Consider the following 18,906-nt stretch of genomic DNA (forward strand, 5'->3'; position numbering starts at 1 on the left):
GTGGGACAAATCTAAAAAACAGATTTGCTACAGACCCTCGAATAAACGGCGGGAGCAGAAGCAACTCCTTCTTAAATAAGCCGAAATTCACAAAAATTTGAAAAGCAATTTTCGTGAATTTCTTCTTATTTCTCGGAGTTGAACACTTCTGCCCTAGCCCCTTTTTTCTCCAATTTTTCAAACCTAAACGACTTTTGTCTCGACCTCTTTTTCAAAACAAAATCTCTATTGGAATCGAGGAAAGGACCCAAAATACATAATTGTCACGTGCATGTTTGTCATAGCAGATTTAGTTACAAGAAGGGTCTCGCTCATTTGGTGTTGTACTTCAAAGAAATGATTTTCGTTTTTTCGCAGATTTTGAAATGATTTTTGTTGATCGTCTGAAAACTAAGATACTTTAGAACAGTTAGATCAAAGCTCAGCATTTTCTGATTGGCTGGTTATCTTGTTCTTTGGAGTGTCTTTTCTGGAAGGGATATTTGGAGGCAAAAAAAAGAGTGTGGGACAAAACTAAAAATCAGTTTTGCTACAGACTCTCGAATAAACGGCGGGAGCAGAAGCAACTCCTTCTTAAATAAGCCGAAATTCACAAAAATTTGAAAAAGCAATTTTCGTGAATTTCTTCTTATTTCTCGGAGTTAAACACTTCTGTCCCAGCCTCTTTCCCTTACATTTATTATACAGGAAAAAGTGAGTGAAAAACAGACTAGTATTTTTGCCGACAGCTCGTATAATGGGACATACTCTGAGAAATGGATGTGAAAACGGATGGAAAAGTAACGCATGTTAGAGGAACATCATTTATCATTTGTTCATCAAAAATTGGTTACTCGCAAAAACACCCTACGCTCTTTTCTAGATAAAAGCTATGGGAGCCATTTGAAGGACCTCCAAACAATGGGGACGGATATTCGGCTCAACTTTGATAACTTGTCAGATAGCCTAGAAACTTATGCTGCTATTGAGAGCAAAAATCGCGAAATTGACCAAATGAACCTGAGCTTACAGACAGCAGAAAAAGAACTGGCTACCATTGAACGTTTGCTTAAATCACCCTACTTCGGGAAAATAGTCGTTGATTTTCTTGATGGCGAATCCGCCGAATCTTTTTACATTGGCATCAACGGTTTTGCAGATGAAGAAAGTCATAACTTGATCTATGATTGGCGTTCTCCAATTGCAGAACTTTTTTATAATAATACGTTGGGTGATTCTTCCTATCAAGTCAATGGTCACATGATTGCTGTATCTATAGAAAACAGACGGCAACTAATTGTTGCGTATGATAAATTAATCCGCTTTTTCGATACGTCGATTGCAATCCAAGATGATGTATTATTGGATGCATTAGAAAAGAACGACGGAAAAAAGATGCGGGACATCACGGCATCGATCCAAAAAGAGCAAAACTCAGTCATTCGGGATCAATCGAGCCAAACCTTATTGGTCAATGGAGTCGCAGGTAGCGGAAAGACCTCAGTTATCATGCAACGTGTTGCTTATCTGTTGTATCAATACCGTAGTCAGATCACTTCTGACAATGTGCTGATCCTTTCACCAAACCAAAAATTTATCCACTATATCTCGGAAGTCTTACCTTCATTAGGTGAAAAGAATCCTTTGAATCAAACGATTCGGCAGTTTTGTTCGTTCTTGTTGCAAGAAGCAAAAACAGTTCCTTTAGAAAATGAAGAAGCCTATTTTTCCCGATTGCAAGAACCTGTAACTTTTCAGACAGAAACGATCCGCAGCAATGAGTTTGTAGCCTTTCTGAAAGAAGCGGCCAGTAAAACAGCGCTGATCGAACCTTCTTTTCACTCGATCCTTCGAAAAGGCAAAGTCGTTATATCTAAAGAAAAGATTCAGTCAATCTATCAATCTACGCCTCAACTCCCAATGATCGAGCGATTACAGGCAACTAAAAAAAGATTAATAAGTGAGTGGGAGTCACGATTGATCAGAAATAGCAAAAAACAAGAATTACAGGATCAAGTATTAACACTTTCTGAACAACAACAACAAAGATACTTTGGTCATTTGATCGAGGATGATTCTCCAACGAGTATCCAAAAATATACCATGCAGTTATTAAGAATGAGGTATCACGTCGTTGATGACCAATTGAAAGATAATAGTTGGATCGATGAAGATCGATTTTTAGATCACTATTATACAGCGTTCACTCAACGACCTTATTTAAAGCAGTCTACAATAACTTTGGATGAAGCAGTAATTCGCTTATTCAACCGACATTTGTTTGTCGAGAAACTTGCCGTACCATCGCTGTCTTTTCTGTTGATTGATGAGATCCAAGACTATACTCCGGCTCAATGTGCACTGTTATTGACGCTATTTCCCCGAGCAGCCTTCACTATGGTTGGGGATGAAAATCAAGCAATTTTCAATTCGGCGATCCCGTTTAGTGAGATCCAAAAAATCTTCGAGACAAACAACCGAACAGTAAAACGTTATGATTTACGAACGAGTTACCGTTCTAGTGGGGAGATCACTAAACTATTTGCAAAACTTGTCAATGATGAAACTCTGTCAATTGTACCTGTTCGCCCAGCAGGAGAGTCTCCCCGATTTATTCGTTTTGAAAATGAAAGGAAATGGCTGGCAGCGATCACACCTTTCATGAAAAATGAAAACCACTATACGATATTGACAAAGAGCTAGACGGAAGCTGCTTTTTTGAAAGAATATTTCAAAGGACAGGCAAACCAACGATCTTTTTCGATTTATTCTATTGATATCGCTAAAGGAAGAGAATTTGATCATGTTATTCTTTACGATATCTCAAAAGAAAAATTTCATACCGCTCAAGACAAGCGAATATTGTATACAATGTTGTCACGGGGCATGGAAAGCATATTTGTCACCTATAAAAAAGAGCTTAGCGATTTTTTTCAAATCTGAAAATCATTCAATGCTAGAAGTCGAGACAGAAGTCGTTTAGGTTTGAGAAATTGGAGAGAAAGACGAGGCTGGGACAAAAGTGTTTAACTCCTAAAAAATAAGCAAAAATCCACAAAAATTGAGAAGCAATTCCTGTGGATTTCGGTTTATTTTCGGTTGTAAACATTTCTGTCCCAATCGCTTTTTGCCGTTCTATTTTTATTTGGCGGCAAGTAGTCCTTCTTTTGAGTGGATCAGTTGAGTCAGAAATGCACAATAAGGTGTTGGAATGTCATATTTTTGTCCTTTTTTCCATACCGCACCATTGATATAGTCGATTTCTGTTAATCGATGATTTTTGATCAGGTCTTGGTACATGGATGGATAATGCAATCCGATATTGTCAGGATCATAGGTTGCTTGGATATGTTGATTTACTTCTTCTTGATCGAGTTCAATACCTTCTTTTTCTGCAACTGCCGAAAATTCAGCAACGATGGTACGTACCATATCATTTGTTGGTTGCTGTTCGCCTAAACCAGCGATGTTGCAGTCTAAAATAGTACATAAACCATTTAGAGTACCGTTGACACAAGCTTTTCGCCAAATCGAATACCGGACATTGCTACTATAAGTTGGATTTAATTTGGCATCTTTGAATACCGCAACAACTTCTTTTGCAAATGCTTCTCCTTCGGGTTCAAGATTTTCCAATTCGATCTCACCGTCCCCCAACAAAGTAACGTGACCAGGTCCGTCTAATCCTGCTGTCCACATGGTGATCCCAAATAAGATATTCTTTTTCGGTACATATTTTTCTAAGACATCTTCGTGACCAAGACCATTCAAAAGACAAAGGACATGAGTCTGTTCCGTGATGATCGAGTTGATTGCTTGAAACATACCATCTAGCTGATTCGCCTTTGTTAGCGCAATGATCAAATCTGCTTGAATGTTACTTTTTATTACTTCTTCTGGGGAATAGATCGGGATTGCTTCAACGATTTCTTTCCCATTAAAATTTGCAATCAAACCATTGTTTCTGATTGCTTCGATGTGGGCAGGCCAGCGATCGATCAAAATCACTTCATTTCCGCTTTGATGAAGCATCAATCCCAAGCGACTACCCATTGCGCCAGCACCGGCTATAGCAATTTTCATATAAAAAATCTCTCCTTTTTTTACAATACCTCTTTAGTATATATAAAAAAGTAAAAAAAGAGCATTGTTTTGTTTGAAAAAAAGGAGAAGCCGTGTCTTACTAGAGGAGAGAAGAACAATTCAGGAGGAATGACCATGGATATAGTAGCTGCAATTGATTCCTTTAAAGGGAGTGCAACATCTCTCGAACTAAACCAAGCTGTGTTGGATGCATGGCAATCGACAGAAGGTAAAAAAGTCAATTTGCCTGTAGCTGACGGAGGCGAAGGTACAGCAGAGGTGATTCATCATGCGCTAGGTGGTACGTGGCGTCAGTTGGAAGCAATCGATCTGCTTTTTAGGAAAAAAATCTGTCGTTATCTGCTGACGAGTTATCAAGGTAAAAAGATAGCAGTCATTGAATCTACGGAAGTGATTGGGATCGACTTGCTGACACAACCAACCGACCAAACAATTCGTTTAGCATCTAGCTTTGGCTTAGGTGAATTAGTAAAAGATGCCCAGAACCAAGATGTAGATCAGATCATCGTGACTTTGGGTGGCAGTGGCTGTTCAGATGGCGGTTTAGGGTTGCTTCAATCGTTAGGCGCACGACTTGAAGGGGTCACGGAGGGGAATCCATTGCTTTCGACTAAAAAGATCGATCTTCGAAATCTACAAGAAGATTTTGGAGAAGTCGAACTATTGATAGCTGCTGATGTGACAAGCCCTTACACTGGTGCGCAAGGGGCAGCCCGCTTATTTGGAAAGCAAAAAGGAGGCTCTCCTGAAACGTTGGCATTTTTAGATGGACAAGCTGTACGTCTAGCAAAACAACTGGCAACAGATTATGGCATCGATCTAGATCGTTTGTCCGGAAGCGGTGCAGCTGGTGGTATTGGAGGGGCATTACTATTGTTAGGTGCTAAAATGGCTTCTGGGTTTACCGTTGTTTCACAACTGATCGGTCTTGAAGAACAAATCAAGAAATCGGATCTTGTGATCACTGGCGAAGGGCGTATCGATCAGCAAACGATTCATGGTAAAGTTCCTTATGGTGTCGCTCGGTTAGCAAAAAAGTATGGAAAAACGATCATTGCCTTATGTGGAGGTCGTGAGAAAGACTTAGGAGAATTAGCAAAATTTTTACCTAGTGTATTCAGTATCCAACTTGGGCCCATCTCTTTAGAAGAAGCAATGAGACACGAGGAGACGCTAACCAAAGTCAGTATCTTATCTGAGAATCTTAGTAGATTAGTAGAAAATGAATGACCTTAGTTGACAGATAGAAAAACAATATGTTAACCTAAGGGCAAATAAAGTGAAGTGAGGGATCCGCGCATTGAGAATTTAAGTCAATTATTGAAGCTGCATCAAGACTGTCTCCATCATCATACCATGGGGAGAGTGTGCAGATTTTCAGAATTGGCTAGTTCACAATGGTGGGGTCTCTTTTTTGTTCCCGTTCTTTAGTGACCAGTTCTGAAAATAGGACTGGTCTTTTTTTAGGGGGAATGAATATGTCCAAAATAGAAATTAAACAATTAACCTTTGGCTATGACAACTAAACGACATTATTATTCGATCATGCAACACTAAATTTTGATACAACTTGGAAGTTAGGACTGATTGGCAGAAATGGTCGTGGAAAAACAACTTTATTAACTATTCTGCAAAATAAACTGGCTTTTCAAGGACAGATAAAACACCAACAAGAATTTCTTTATTTTCCACAAAAAGTAACAGAAAAAGAGCGTTTGACTTACTACGTTCTTGTTGATATCGCTGATTTTGAGCTTTGGGAGATTGAAAGAGAACTGAATTTGATGGAGACAGACGTGGAAATCCTATGGCGCCCCTTCAATACTCTATCTGGTGGTGAAAAAACGAAAGTCCTGCTGGCTCTTTTGTTCATTGACGATCAGCATTTTCCATTAATTGATGAACCAACGAATCATTTAGACGTAGTGGGAAGAAAGCAAGTCGCCAATTACTTGAAAAAGAAGAATCAAGGATTTATTGTCGTCAGTCATGACCGCGGATTTATCGATGAAGTGGTCGATCATGTGCTGGCGATCGAAAAAAGTCAATTGGAATTGTATCAAGGAAACTATTCTGTTTATGAAGAGCAAAAACGGTTAAAAGATGCGTTTGAAATCGGCCAAAATGAAAAAATCAAAAAAGAAGTGAGTCGTTTAAAGAAAACTGCTGCTGAAAAAGCAGAATGGGCACGGTCTCGTGAAGGAGATAAAACGAAAAAAAGTGTTGGATTTATTGATACAGAGAACCGACGAGTCAATCGTGGTGCAATTGGGGCTGATGCGGCTCGTACGATGAAGCGCTCGAAAGCAATCGTTAATCGAATGGAAACGCAAATCGATGAAAAAGAAAAATTGTTGAAAGATATTGAATACATTGATCCATTGACGATAAATGTGACCAAAACGCATCATAAGCGATTATTGGAAGTGGAGGATCTCCAATTAGGTTATGACGAGATGCTTTTCGCTCCGGTTCGCTTTTCTATTGAACAAAACCAATGTGTGGCATTGACTGGACCAAATGGTATTGGCAAGTCGTCCATCATACAGTACCTTCTTGGAGATTTTACTGGGAGAGCAGTTGGGGAAGTCAAGCAGCCGCAACAGCTAACGATTAGTTATGTCAGACAAAATTATGAAGATAACAAAGTGACCCTAAGCGAATTCGCCGAAAAAAATCAAGTGGATTATCAAGCTTTTTTGAATAATTTACGCAAACTGGGAATGGAAAGAGAAGTCTTTCATAATAAAATCGAGCAAATGAGTATGGGGCAACGAAAAAAAGTTGAACTTGCAAAATCACTGTCCCAAGATGCCGAACTGTACATTTGGGATGAACCGCTAAATTATTTAGATGTCTTTAATCAAGAACAGTTAGAACAATTGATTTTAGAAAACAAACCACCTATGCTGATCGTCGATCACGATCAAACATTTCTCAAAAAAATAGCAAGTCAGGTTGTCTTGTTGACGCCAGCGAGATGAATCCAAGAAGAGAAACTTGTTTGACGAGTGATTTATGATACAATCGAAACAGAATTAGCGAAGGGAAGTTATTTGATGTTATACGTGACCAGACATGGAGAAACAACTTGGAATGCACAAGGGTTAGTCTGTGGCAGAGCTGATGTGCCTCTAATCGATAAAGGAAAAAGACAAGCAGATTTATTAGCTGAAAAAGTCACACAACTAGATATACCAGTGACAAAAATCATCCATTCTCCTTTACAACGTGCCAAGCGAACAGCTCAAGCTGTGGCTGACAGACTAGAATTATCGATGGAAGAAGATGATCGTCTGATCGAAATGGACTTTGGAAAGTATGATGGTGTACCGAGCAAAGACGCAGCTTTTCAGGAAGCACGTCAGGAGTTTGCTGTACGTTTCCCAAATGGTGAATCCGTGCTAGATGTCTATGCTCGTGTGGTTCCTTTATTAAAAGAGTGTTTAGAAGATGAAGAGAATGTCTACTTGCTTTTTTGCCATAATGCATTGATGCGGGTGATCAATGCGTATTTCAATCCGATGCCAAATCATACTTTTTTTGATTTTTATGTGGATAATACTGAGTTAGTGACGTTCGAAAAAACGATTGATTAAATAAAGCAACTAGTTTCTAACGTTGAAAGTCAGCTGGGAAAATAGTGGATGCGCGTAATTAAATAAAAGAAATTCTCTTTGATCAGTGATGAAAAAATGAGAACTTTTCTTGATATAATTGCTTTGGGAAATTGTTTATTTGATAGGAGGAAGACGGACATTAGATGTCCGTCTTTTATTTTATTTTCTGATCAAAATCACATCAAAAAAACCTTTACAGAAATAAAATTAATATATTTTTATAAAAAAGTTGAAATTTCATTTCATTCGAGTTATACTCTGTTCATAGAAATGAAGACGGATACACAAATGGGGGAGAAAAATGTTTGGATTTTCGATTTTTATGAATGAACCTTTGACTGAAGAAAAGAAAGCATATATCAAACAAATGGCAGACAGTGGATTTCAAGGGATCTTCACGTCCATGCATATTCCCGAAGATGATCCCACGGCCTATAAGAAGCGTTTGATGGCACTGGGAGAATGTGCAAAAAACCATCAGCTTGATTTGATGGTTGATATTTCAGGGGATGCTTTAAGTCGTGCAGGTTTTTCTTTTGAAGATTTGAAACCGCTAAAACAGATTGGTGTAACCGGTTTACGAATGGACTATCACATTTCGAATCAACAAATCGCTGACTGGTCTCATCAGATCAAAATCAGTTTGAATGCCAGTACGATAACAGCTCAAGATGTCCAGGAATTAGAAGAAGCTAAAGCCGATTTTACTCAACTTGAGGCATGGCACAATTACTATCCGCGTCCTGAGACAGGACTTGACTATCAGTGGTATGCGAAAAAGAACCGCTGGCTAAAAGAACAGGGCTTCACGATCCAAGGATTTGTTCCAGGTGATAAAGATTTACGCGGACCAGTCTATCAAGGATTGCCAACACTTGAAAAACATCGGAATATCCATCCTTTAGCAGCAGCCATTGAGTTAGCCGCTTGTCAAACAGATCTGGTTTATATCGGTGATGGTGGTTTGTCAGAAGAAGTGCGCGAGCAGTTTTTGATTTATCAGCAAGAACAAAGCATTTTATTGCACATAGATGTAATTGATCATGAGTTTTGTGAATATGTTTTAGGAAATCATACTAATCGCCAAGATGATGCAAGAGATGTTCTCAGAAGTGCTGATGCACGTTTTAGAAAAATCCCATACATTCCAGTTCGTGATACGAATGAACGAAAAAAAGGATCGGTCACTTTAGATAATGAGAAATACTGTCGATATATGGGTGAGATCCAGATCACGAAACGAGACCTACCTGCAGATGAAAAAGTCAATCGGGTAGCGCGAGTCATTGAAGAAGAATTACCGTTACTTGAGCAAATACATGCAGGAGTAAATTTTAAACTAATCAAAAAAGAAAAGAAGGCAAATTAGATGAATACAATCAACTTAGAAAATTTAACAACTGAACGTAGAAATGAACAAACATTTGGACTTGACGAAATGAGTATCACGCAAGCTGTCAATTTGATGAACCAAGAAGATCAAAAAGTAGCACAAGCAGTATCAAAGGAGTTATGCAATATCGAACCAGTGATCGAACAAACAATCGAATCATTCAAAAAAGGCGGTCGCTTGATTTACATGGGTGCTGGTACAAGTGGAAGATTAGGTGTCTTAGATGCAGCAGAATGTGTTCCGACATTTGGCGTAGAGCCTGAAATGGTCGTTGGGCTGATTGCTGGCGGAGAAGCAGCAATGACAGTGGCTGTTGAAGGAGCAGAAGATTCTCTTGAGTTAGGAAGAGAAGATTTGATCAACTTACATCTGACAGAAAACGATATGGTTCTAGGTATTGCTGCAAGTGGTCGAACACCTTACGTTATTGGCGGTCTTGATTATGCGCGCTCGATTGGTGCCAAAACAGCGACGATTTCGTGCAACAAAGATGCAGAAATCAGTAAACACGCAGATTTTCCGATTGAAGTGGATGCTGGGCCAGAATTTTTGACCGGTTCTACTCGTTTGAAGTCAGGAACAGCTCAAAAATTGATTTTAAATATGATCTCAACAATCAGCATGATCGGTATTGGTAAAGTATTCAATAATTTGATGGTCGATGTTAAACCAACCAACGAAAAATTAGTAGAACGATCAAAACGAATCATTATGCAAGCAACAGACGTTGACTATGAAACGGCAGAGAAGTATTTTGATGAAGCAGAACAAAATGTCAAATTAGCCATCGTTATGATTTTAACAGACAGTGACAAGAAAACAGCACAAGAAAAATTGGTTGACGCAAATGGGTTTGTAAAAGGTACCTTATAAGGGGGAAAGACACATGGCAAAAGAGGAATTGACTTTAGAAGAATTAGCTTCACGGATTTATGCTGGAGTAGGTGGAATGAACAATGTGGAAAGCATTGTTCATTGTATGACTCGTGTACGCATGAAGATCATCGACGATGCATCAGTCGATGTTGATGAATTGAAAGCGATACCTGGTGTTCTAGGTGTAGTAGAAGACGAGCAGTTGCAAGTCATTATCGGTCCTGGAAAAGTCAATAAAGTCGCTCAAGCAATGGTTGATCAAGCCGGAGTGAAATTAGGTGAAAAAATTTCTTCTGGTACACCTAAATCTACTAGTACGGATACATCTGGAAAAGCGCTAGTGAATGAACGCGCTCAAGCAATGAAGGCAGCCCAAAAATCAAAACAGAAACCTTCTAAAATAAAATCGATCTTGAAAGATATCTCTAATATTTTTGTACCAATGATCCCTGCATTCGTAGGAACAGGGATTGTTGCAGGGATTGCAGCGGTCTTAGCTAACTTAGTGACAGCTGGTACGTTAGATGCTGCAACATGGCAACAATACATCGACATCATGAATATTCTGAAAAACGGAATGTTTAGTTATCTAGTTATCTACACGGGTATCAATGCGGCCCAAGTATTTGGCGCAACACCAACGCTTGGTGGTGTAATCGGTGCGGTTGTTATGCTTACTGGGATGAACCCAGAAGCACCTCTTAAAAACTTATTTACAGGTGATCCATTGGCAGCAGGTCAAGGGGGAATCCTAGGAGTTATCTTTGCGGTATGGTTATTGTCGATCGTAGAGAAAAAATTGCATAAAGTAGTTCCTGATTCAGTTGATATCATCGTCACACCAACACTGTCATTGATCGTGATCGGGTTAGTAGAAATTTTCTTGATCATGCCATTAGCTGGATTTATTTCAGATGGTATGGTTGGCGGCATCAACTGGGTGCTAGGTGTCGGTGGTGCCTTTTCAGGTTTCGTATTAGGAACACTTTTCTTACCAATGGTTATGTTTGGATTGCATCAAATTTTAACACCTATCCATGTACAAATGATTGATGAAACAGGTAAAACACTTTTATTACCTATTTTAGCAATGGCTGGTGCAGGACAAGTCGGTGCAGCATTGGCTTTATGGGTACGCTGCAAAAAAGACAAAGAATTAACTGAAATGATCAAAGGGGCATTACCTGTTGGGATATTAGGGATTGGTGAACCATTGATCTATGGGGTAACATTACCATTAGGCCGACCATTTATCACTGCCTGTATTGGTGGAGGTATCGGTGGTGCTGTGATTGGAATGATCGGAAATGTCGGCGCCATTGCGATCGGACCTTCTGGAGCTGCATTGATTCCATTGATTTCTGATGGAAAATGGTATGGGTATGTCTTAGGGTTATTAGCTGCTTATGCAGGTGGATTTGTAGCAACTTTCTTCTTTGGAATCCCTAAAGAACAATTGGAAAAAGAAGCTCTTGCAGAAGAAACGATCATCAATGAACCTGTTGCATCAACTGTCGCTGCAACGAACATGGGTACAAGTGAAATCACATTGACAGCAGTTGCGGATGGAACTGTTGAACCGCTTGAAAATGCAAGTGATCCTGTGTTTTCACAAAAAATGATGGGGGAAGGCTACTTCGTTGAACCTGTAAATGGACAAATCTATTCTCCTGTTACAGGGAAGGTCAGCTCAGTTTTCCCAACAAAACATGCGATCGGCATCACTACAGCAAATGGCTTGGAGATCTTGCTCCATATGGGAATCAATACAGTTGATCTCGGTGGCAAACCTTTTGATCTAAAAGTTGTAGAAGGACAGCAAGTGACCTCAGATACATTAGTTGCGGATGTGGATTTGGCAGCAATCAAATCAGCTGGAAAAGAAACATCGATGATGGTACTTGTTACAAATATGGATCGTGTTGCAAATTTTGTTCTTGAAAAAACGGGTAAAGCAAAAGCAAAAACACAAGTGATGGATGTCGAAACAAAGGCATAGAAAACAAAAAGTAAACTACCGCCCTTGGTTGTCAGAATAAATTTCTAACAATCAGGGGCGGTAGTTTTTACGATTATTCACTCTATTGTTAAGAGGACTACTTCGCGTTATATGCAGAAAAAGTTTTAGCTAATATCGCATATACATTTGCCACATCTGTAGGAGTACCTCGTAATTCATAGTCGGCGAGAAATGGGAAGCCGAATTTTCTTGCGTACTGTTTGGCGGTCAAGCAGTACTGGTTGTTAAAGTTTTTGTTACCACTTCCAACGACACCAAGACAAAGTGTGTGGTTTTCTTCATATTCAAGATATTCACGCAACGTTTCAGTCAAGATCTCAGTGTCTCCGTTGTCCAGACCGTTTCCACCATCTAAATAGGTAGGAACAAAAGTAAAGAAAGGTTCGCTTTCTTTTTCAAAGGGACTGTTTTCATGGATTTCTTTTAATGAAATCTCCGGCATCTCAGGATTATCTGCGTGTTGCTTTTCAGCATATTCCGCTATATGTTTAGCAAATGCACGTGTATTTCCAGAGATGGATAGATACAAAATATTCATGCCATTTCCTCCAATCATTCCTATTTAGTATAGCATCTTTTTGGTACTTTTTGTGAAAGGGTTTTGAGTCGATGAATATTCAAATTCCTTGTATAATTAGAAAAGAATCGTTACAATTATTTTTCTATTAGAATTTTTATAAATAAAGTAAATTAGACGAAGTTTTGCTATACTTTTGCTAAAAGCGCTTTAATTTTGGAGGATGTTTAAATGGATACAGAGCGACAGAACAAAGGAATTGGATTGGTTCCATTAGCGGCCTTAGTAATTGGGTCAGCGATCGGAGGTGGCGTGTTTGGTATCATGACGGACATCTCAGGATCGGCTGGAGATCCCGCTATTTTCAGTTGGGTACTTGTAGGTACGGCAATGATGATGCTCTCGTTATCAATTAATAATATCAATAAAAAGCGTCCAGAACTAAAGGGTGGAATCTTCAGCTATGCAGAAGCAGGTTTTGGTCGTTTCGCAGGTTTTATCAGTGGTTGGGGTTATTGGTTGACGTGTTGGCTAGGTAATGTGGCTTTTGCTACACTATTGATGAGCGCACTAGGCTACTTTTTCCCTGTCTTTGACGGAGGGCAAAATGTTGCATCGATCATTATGAGTACGATCCTTCTTTGGGGGTATGCGTGGTTAGTCAATCGAGGAGTCGAAAATGCCAGTTATGTAAATGCTATTGTCACAATCTGCAAACTTGTTCCGTTATTCTTGTTTATTGTTGTTGCTATCAGCACGTTTTCGATCCAACAGTTTATAGATAATTTTTCGAGCGAGATCATTTTGAATGCCAATGGGCAACCAATTCCTTTTTCAAGTCAGGTATTGAGCTGTATCATGGTGATGTTGTGGGTGTTTGTTGGAATTGAAGGGGCCTCAGTCGTGGGTTCCCGTGTTAAAAAGAAATCAGATGTCGGAAAAGCAACGATTCTGGGGATTTTCGGATTGATCATTGTATATGTCCTTGTTTCAATGCTTCCGTATGGCACGATGTCGATGCAAGAACTACAAGGAATCGATACACAGCCAGCAATGGGGTATGTCTTTGAAATGATGGTAGGAAAATGGGGAGCTGTTCTGATCAATGGAGGCTTGATCATTTCGTTAGTCGGTGTTTGGCTGTCTTGGACGATCTTACCGATTGAAACCATGCGAAACATGGCAGATGATGGATTATTGCCAAAACGTTGGGGAAAAGTGAACAAAAAAGGCGCGCCAACATATGCAATCATTTTAACGACTATCTGTACGAATGTTTTCTTGCTCTCTTTATTATTTACAGACAGCGCGTATAATTTTGCGTATACGCTAGGTACAGCAGCAATTTTCTTTACTTGGTTATTCTTAGGGTTATATCAAATGAAACTCTCTTATCAAAGAAAAGAATGGGTTCAATTTCTGGTAGGTTGTTTAGCTACGGCGTTTCAGATCTGGGCCATGCTTGTTGTAGCATTCAATGAAGTGATGTTGGTCTTAGTTTTATTCTTGCCAGGTATCGTTTTTTACCTGAGGGCGAGAAAAGAACAGAATGAACCGATACCACATCTCCATCTAGACAGGATTTTATTGATCGTCGTCACAATGATTGGTTTGATCGCTTCTGTCTTGTTTGTGACAGGGATCTTACACGTTTAAAAAGAAAAATCCAAACATCCGAAATCATCTTTTTATTCAACCTTAACTGGACTGAATAGTAGACTTCAGGGTGTTTGGATTTTTTTGTGTCAAGAGCCGATGATTTTTCGATTTAGCAGACATTCAGGAGACATCTACCAAATAATAAATAGTTGAAATATGTTTTACTCTTTAAAAGGCATATGCTCTACCATTGGTTTCTTCGAGGGAATCAATGGCCACTTGTCATCTTTATTCCGATAATACTGATCAATAAAAGTCCGACAAAGAACCAGGTTTGCGGAGTTAATTTGTCATGGAACAACCCAACTCCTATGATGACTGAACCAAGCGCGCCGATACCTGTCCAAATGGGGTAAGACAAACTCATAGGTAAAGTCTTGATTGCTTTTGATAGGAAATAAAAACTAGCAATCATACCAAGAACTGTATAAAGAGAATAATTTAATTTAGAGAAGCCATCACTCCATTTCATCATCGTTGACCAAAAAACTTCCAAGAGACCGGCAAAAATCAATTCGATCCATGCCATAAGTCATTCCTCCTTCTACACAAAAAAGAGGAGAAACATTCCTTCAAAGACCTAATGGAATGCTTTTCCTCTTTTATACTACCCGGTGGCAGTTGTGTATTTATTTTTGTAGCTATAGTATACCACATTTTTGTTTTTTTATTACTATAAGTAAAAAAACAGACAGGATAAGCATAGAAAATTGTTTGGAAAGAGTCATTATAAGAAAATAAGAAATTTAGAATAACCAATAAAAAAAGCGGATTTTAATGAAATTGACTGAATTTTCACAAAAAGAAGTGGATTAAATTGGATTTTGACTATATTTTCATTGCTTTTTGATTTATAATAAAAAAACATCTTGTAATCTTGGGGGAGGAAAACATATGGAGAACTATCTTAGTCTTTTAGGAGTATTGATCGTGATTGTCGGTTTTGCCCTTAAATTAGACTCAATCTTGATCGTAATGGTGGCACTAGTTGTAACGGCGCTGACAGGAGGTCTAGGAATAGGCGGCATGCTTGAAACATTAGGGACAAGTTTTGTCAACAATCGAGGAATGGCAATTTTTATTATTATCATGCTTGCTACAGGAACACTAGAAAGAAATGGTCTGAAAGAATCAGCCGCTTCTTTAATCAAACGTTTCAGAAAAGTATCGGCAGGAATGATCATCGACATCTACGGTGTATTTCGAATGATTTTTGCCGCATTCAATGTCAGCTTTGGTGGGGTGGCAGGTTTTGTTCGACCAATCATCATGCCGATGGCTTTAGGGACAGTTGAATCAAAAGGATTAGAAATCGATCCAAGACACGAAGAAGAATTAAAAGGGATGTCTTCTGCAATGGAAAATATCTGCTGGTTCTTTGGTCAAGTACTGTTTGTAGGGGGAGCAGGTGCATTGCTTGTTCAATCTACATTGAAAGATCTAGGCTATGAAGTCACATTAGGACAATTAGCTTTAGTTGAAATACCAGTAGCAATCGTTGCATTAGTGGTTGCGAGTGGTTACTTCTATCTAAAAGAGAAAAAAATAGCGAAGAAATATTATTCAGGAAAGGGGCAATAAAATGAGCTTTTTTACAAGTCCTGAAATTTTATTGGGAGATAAATTATTAGAAGTACTATATATTATCATGGGTCTAGTCCTTATTTATACAGGGTTCAGAAATATCAACGATAAAAGCAACCCACATCGTTATGGCTCCGCATTTTTCTGGATAATTTTAGGTGTAGTCATTGCCGGTGGACGTTGGATACCTGCACTTTTCAATGGGATCTTGATCTTTGCTATGACGATTCCAGCAATTGCGCAAAAAGTAAGTAAAGGTGAAAGTCGTTTACCTTCAAAGCAATATATGGAAAAAATGTCGGATAAATTAGGGATGAAAATCTTTATTCCTGCATTGAGTATCGGTGTACTTGCTATTTTATTCGCGCTATTCACAAAACTTGGTGCATTAGTTGGTGTTGGTGTCGGTGTATTTGTCGCAATGCTTATCTTGATGTTTTTCTCAAGAGACAATCGTCCAACAACTTTCTTGGATGATGCGGCAGACATGTTAGGCACAGTAGGACCATTAAGTATGCTACCAATGTTGTTAGCTTCTTTAGGTGCTGTCTTTACTAGCGCTGGTGTTGGTACTGTGATTTCTAATGCTGTAGGTACGATCGTCCCAGAAGGAAATGTAGATGTTGGAATCGTCATCTATGCATTAGGGATGGTTATCTTTACGATCATCATGGGAAATGCGTTTGCAGCAATCACGGTAATGACAGTCGGAATCGGAGCACCATTTGTATTCAGTCAAGGAGCAAATCCAGCATTGATCGGAATGGTTGCTTTAACATGTGGGTTCTGTGGCACATTATTGACACCGATGGCTGCGAACTTCAACATCGTGCCAGTCGCAATGTTAGAAATGAAAGATAAATATGGCGTAATCAAGAATCAATTGTTTGTGGCTATCTTTATGTTAGTTTTCCAAATCGTGTATATGATTGTATTTAAATAGCATAAACTTTATAATAAGTAAGTAGTCCATTAACAATAACGGAGGAATGTAAGATGAAAGTATTAGTAACAGGTTTTGATCCATTTGGTGGAGATAAAGTCAACCCAGCTTATGAAGCAGTGAAAAAAATGCCTGATGAAATCGCAGGCGCGAAAATCATTAAAGTTGAAGTACCGACTGTTTTTGCTAAAAGCGGCCAAGTGGTAGAAGAAGCAATCAAAAAACATCAACCAGAAATCGTTATTTGTGTCGGGCAAGCGGGAGGACGTTCAGCTGTTTCTTTTGAACGTGTTGCGATCAACTTAGCAGAAGCTAGGATCGAAGACAATGAAGGAAACCAACCATTTGATACAGCATTGGAGCCAGACGGACCAGCAGCTTATTTCACTTTATTGCCAATCAAAGCGATGACGAAAAACGTTCATGATCATGGACTTCCAGCTTATATTTCTTATACAGCAGGAACATTTGTCTGCAACGATATCATGTATCGTCTCCTTCATTTAATCAATACAAAATTTCCAACGATCCGCGGTGGGTTCGTTCATGTGCCATTTTCACCAGATCAAGTGATTGATCGCCCAGCCGGCACACCGTCGATGTCACTAGATGATATTGCTGCTTCACTTACGTATGCTGTGGAAGCCGCTGTTACAAATAAAGAGGATATTTCTGGTAACGCAGGAACTACTCACTAATAAAGAGAAGATAGCATCGGCTGGTAGATAAACGATATCTATCAGTCGATTGTTTTTTTGAGAGGAAACAATAAGTAGTGGAAGAATGGCAACAAGTACTTCAAGAATGGTACCCTAGAGAAATCAATAAGACTTATCCCATCAAGATATCGAAACAATATACCAGTAATCAAAGATGGGAGATCTATGAAAAACTGACAAAAGACCAAAGAAAGTTAGTCGATCAGCATCGACGTTATCTGATCAATTCGCGCTTCATGGAAGAAAACTATTTGGCAGCGACAGATTGGGTGTTTGAAGATTTTAAGATCAATCCTTTTTTTCGAACCAAAAGAAGGCAGCAAAAATTGTATTGTGATTGTGGAAGAGAACTGAAAGTACAGTATGTCGTCAAATCACCGAAGACTGGAAAACAGCTGAAATTGGGAATCAATCATTTTGCTGAACACCTCCATGTAAGTCCACAGATCGCTACGTCGATCAACCAAGGAATGACCAAGGTCGATCTAGCCTTAGACGAACTTTTATGGCTGAAACAGCAAAATATTGAGTTCCCAGAAGATTTATGGCAAGAATATTGCTTTATGCTCTACCAAAATCGTAAACTGAAGAATCCTTATCTTCCAGATGAAAAGCTAACTAAACGACTAGCAGACTTCCGTTTGGCAAAAATGCCTATTTATATTGCTGATCATCAAGCATTGAGCCATGAAATCAAACAGATCGAAAAACAAATTGCTGGAAGTACAAAAACACTTCGTGGGAAAAAAGAACTATTTGATGACTTCTCTGATGCATTGGAAAAAGATGTTGAAGCATTTCTCCATCAGTATAAAATCTTTTTACAAAAGGATTGGGCATCTATTTCAATCGAAGGCGGAAAGAAACAATCTATTGCCTTTTTTGAGGCATTTATTGCAACTTTGCGCAAAACAAAGCAAATGGCAGGAAGACAACAAAAGACCGAAATCGAGAGATTGGCTCAGGATCAACGCTTTATCCAGCCAGCAATCTATTTGTTTATCTGGGAACAGTATGTACGCTATGGTTTTTCAGAAGGTTTTTTTGATAGTATTCCCCGAGTGATGCGTAATGGTTTTTTGAAGGTATTACGAAAAGAGAAAAAACAAAAATCCTATGAGTTACAGAAAGAGACAGTACCACGACCAAAAATCGTGTCCGAAAAAAAGTGGGAGGAACTAGCACAATCGGTAAAGGAAAAAGGAACAATGGCAGTTTTGAAGCACCTAGAGCGAGAAGGCTACCAGTTATCAGATGAGCAACAAGAAGCATTACACTACTATCGAAAAATCGAATATGTTGCTCGGTCTGATAAGGCCGAAATAAGACGATTGCTAAAAGAGTTACTATAAAAGAACAGTAGGACATTGCAAAAAATCAGAATTTCAAATTGGAAACAATGAATTGCGAAGATTTCCACTTGAGTATTTCAAAAAGGGGAGTGTGAGCAACAAATCAAAAAAATGCGGTAGCCAGGGCTAGAAAAATTTGG

General features: G+C 38.9%; 13 protein-coding genes and 4 pseudogenes. 12 read left to right on the forward strand and 5 right to left on the reverse strand.

The features are described from left to right. Positions 1–37: 37 nt before the first annotated feature. Positions 38–181: pseudogene (locus tag ED2_RS16300) on the reverse strand (DUF3788 family protein); the annotation flags it as partial. 358 nt (positions 182–539) lie between these two features. Beyond that, positions 540–687: pseudogene (locus tag ED2_RS16515) on the reverse strand (DUF3788 family protein); the annotation flags it as partial. 99 nt (positions 688–786) lie between these two features. On the opposite strand from ED2_RS16515, the pseudogene ED2_RS04515 reads away from it, so the two are divergent. Further along, a pseudogene (locus ED2_RS04515) lies at positions 787–2,922 on the forward strand (HelD family protein). A 198-nt stretch (positions 2,923–3,120) separates the two neighbouring features. Here ED2_RS04515 and ED2_RS04525 read toward each other — a convergent pair. Beyond that, complete coding sequence (locus tag ED2_RS04525; RefSeq protein ID WP_005877256.1) at positions 3,121–4,062, reverse strand: 2-dehydropantoate 2-reductase; 942 nt, start codon at positions 4,060–4,062, stop codon at positions 3,121–3,123. Between the two features lie 135 nt (positions 4,063–4,197). Here ED2_RS04525 and ED2_RS04530 point away from each other — a divergent pair, with 135 nt between their 5' ends. The 6 genes and pseudogenes from ED2_RS04530 (at position 4,198) to ED2_RS04560 (ending at position 11,971) form a co-directional block, all read left to right on the forward strand. Further along, the gene (locus tag ED2_RS04530) at positions 4,198–5,313 is read left to right on the forward strand and encodes a glycerate kinase family protein (protein ID WP_005877258.1); all 1,116 of its coding nucleotides are present in this window, start codon (positions 4,198–4,200) and stop codon (positions 5,311–5,313) included. A 248-nt stretch (positions 5,314–5,561) separates the two neighbouring features. Further along, a pseudogene (locus ED2_RS04535) lies at positions 5,562–7,067 on the forward strand (Lsa family ABC-F type ribosomal protection protein). Between the two features lie 75 nt (positions 7,068–7,142). Beyond that, positions 7,143–7,682 (forward strand): histidine phosphatase family protein, encoded by a 540-nt coding sequence (locus ED2_RS04540; protein ID WP_025481363.1) that lies wholly within the window; start codon positions 7,143–7,145, stop codon positions 7,680–7,682. A gap of 322 nt (positions 7,683–8,004) precedes the next feature. Continuing rightward, positions 8,005–9,072, forward strand: coding sequence for a DUF871 domain-containing protein (locus ED2_RS04550; RefSeq protein ID WP_016177021.1), 1,068 nt, complete (start codon positions 8,005–8,007; stop codon positions 9,070–9,072). After that, positions 9,073–9,969: an N-acetylmuramic acid 6-phosphate etherase gene (gene murQ, locus ED2_RS04555; protein WP_005877266.1), complete on the forward strand. Its 897-nt coding sequence runs from the start codon at positions 9,073–9,075 to the stop codon at positions 9,967–9,969. Between the two features lie 13 nt (positions 9,970–9,982). Next, complete coding sequence (locus ED2_RS04560; protein WP_005877267.1) at positions 9,983–11,971, forward strand: glucose PTS transporter subunit IIA; 1,989 nt, start codon at positions 9,983–9,985, stop codon at positions 11,969–11,971. A gap of 97 nt (positions 11,972–12,068) precedes the next feature. Here the strand turns inward: ED2_RS04560 and nrdI are convergent, their stop codons facing one another. Continuing rightward, positions 12,069–12,530, reverse strand: coding sequence for a class Ib ribonucleoside-diphosphate reductase assembly flavoprotein NrdI (gene nrdI / locus ED2_RS04565; protein WP_016177022.1), 462 nt, complete (start codon positions 12,528–12,530; stop codon positions 12,069–12,071). Between the two features lie 210 nt (positions 12,531–12,740). On the opposite strand from nrdI, the gene ED2_RS04570 reads away from it, so the two are divergent. Beyond that, positions 12,741–14,165 (forward strand): basic amino acid/polyamine antiporter, encoded by a 1,425-nt coding sequence (locus tag ED2_RS04570; protein WP_060789700.1) that lies wholly within the window; start codon positions 12,741–12,743, stop codon positions 14,163–14,165. 211 nt (positions 14,166–14,376) lie between these two features. Here the strand turns inward: ED2_RS04570 and ED2_RS04575 are convergent, their stop codons facing one another. Beyond that, a complete protein-coding gene (locus tag ED2_RS04575) occupies positions 14,377–14,697 on the reverse strand; it encodes a DMT family transporter (protein WP_005877273.1) in 321 nt (106 codons plus the stop codon). Positions 14,698–15,062: 365 nt separating this feature from the next. Between ED2_RS04575 and ED2_RS04580 the strand changes: the two genes are divergently transcribed. The 4 genes from ED2_RS04580 (at position 15,063) to ED2_RS04595 (ending at position 18,766) form a co-directional block, all read left to right on the forward strand. Then, positions 15,063–15,749, forward strand: coding sequence for a DUF969 domain-containing protein (locus ED2_RS04580; RefSeq protein ID WP_005877274.1), 687 nt, complete (start codon positions 15,063–15,065; stop codon positions 15,747–15,749). Position 15,750: 1 nt separating this feature from the next. Next, a complete protein-coding gene (locus tag ED2_RS04585; RefSeq protein WP_005877276.1) occupies positions 15,751–16,695 on the forward strand; it encodes a DUF979 domain-containing protein in 945 nt (314 codons plus the stop codon). A 53-nt stretch (positions 16,696–16,748) separates the two neighbouring features. Beyond that, positions 16,749–17,393 (forward strand): pyroglutamyl-peptidase I, encoded by a 645-nt coding sequence (pcp, locus tag ED2_RS04590; RefSeq protein WP_005877278.1) that lies wholly within the window; start codon positions 16,749–16,751, stop codon positions 17,391–17,393. A gap of 77 nt (positions 17,394–17,470) precedes the next feature. Then, the gene (locus tag ED2_RS04595; RefSeq protein ID WP_016177025.1) at positions 17,471–18,766 is read left to right on the forward strand and encodes a hypothetical protein; all 1,296 of its coding nucleotides are present in this window, start codon (positions 17,471–17,473) and stop codon (positions 18,764–18,766) included. The last annotated feature ends 140 nt before the right edge of the window (positions 18,767–18,906 follow it).

Source organism: Enterococcus durans NBRC 100479 = LMG 10746 (assembly GCF_001544215.1).
Taxonomy (GTDB): domain Bacteria; phylum Bacillota; class Bacilli; order Lactobacillales; family Enterococcaceae; genus Enterococcus_B; species Enterococcus_B durans.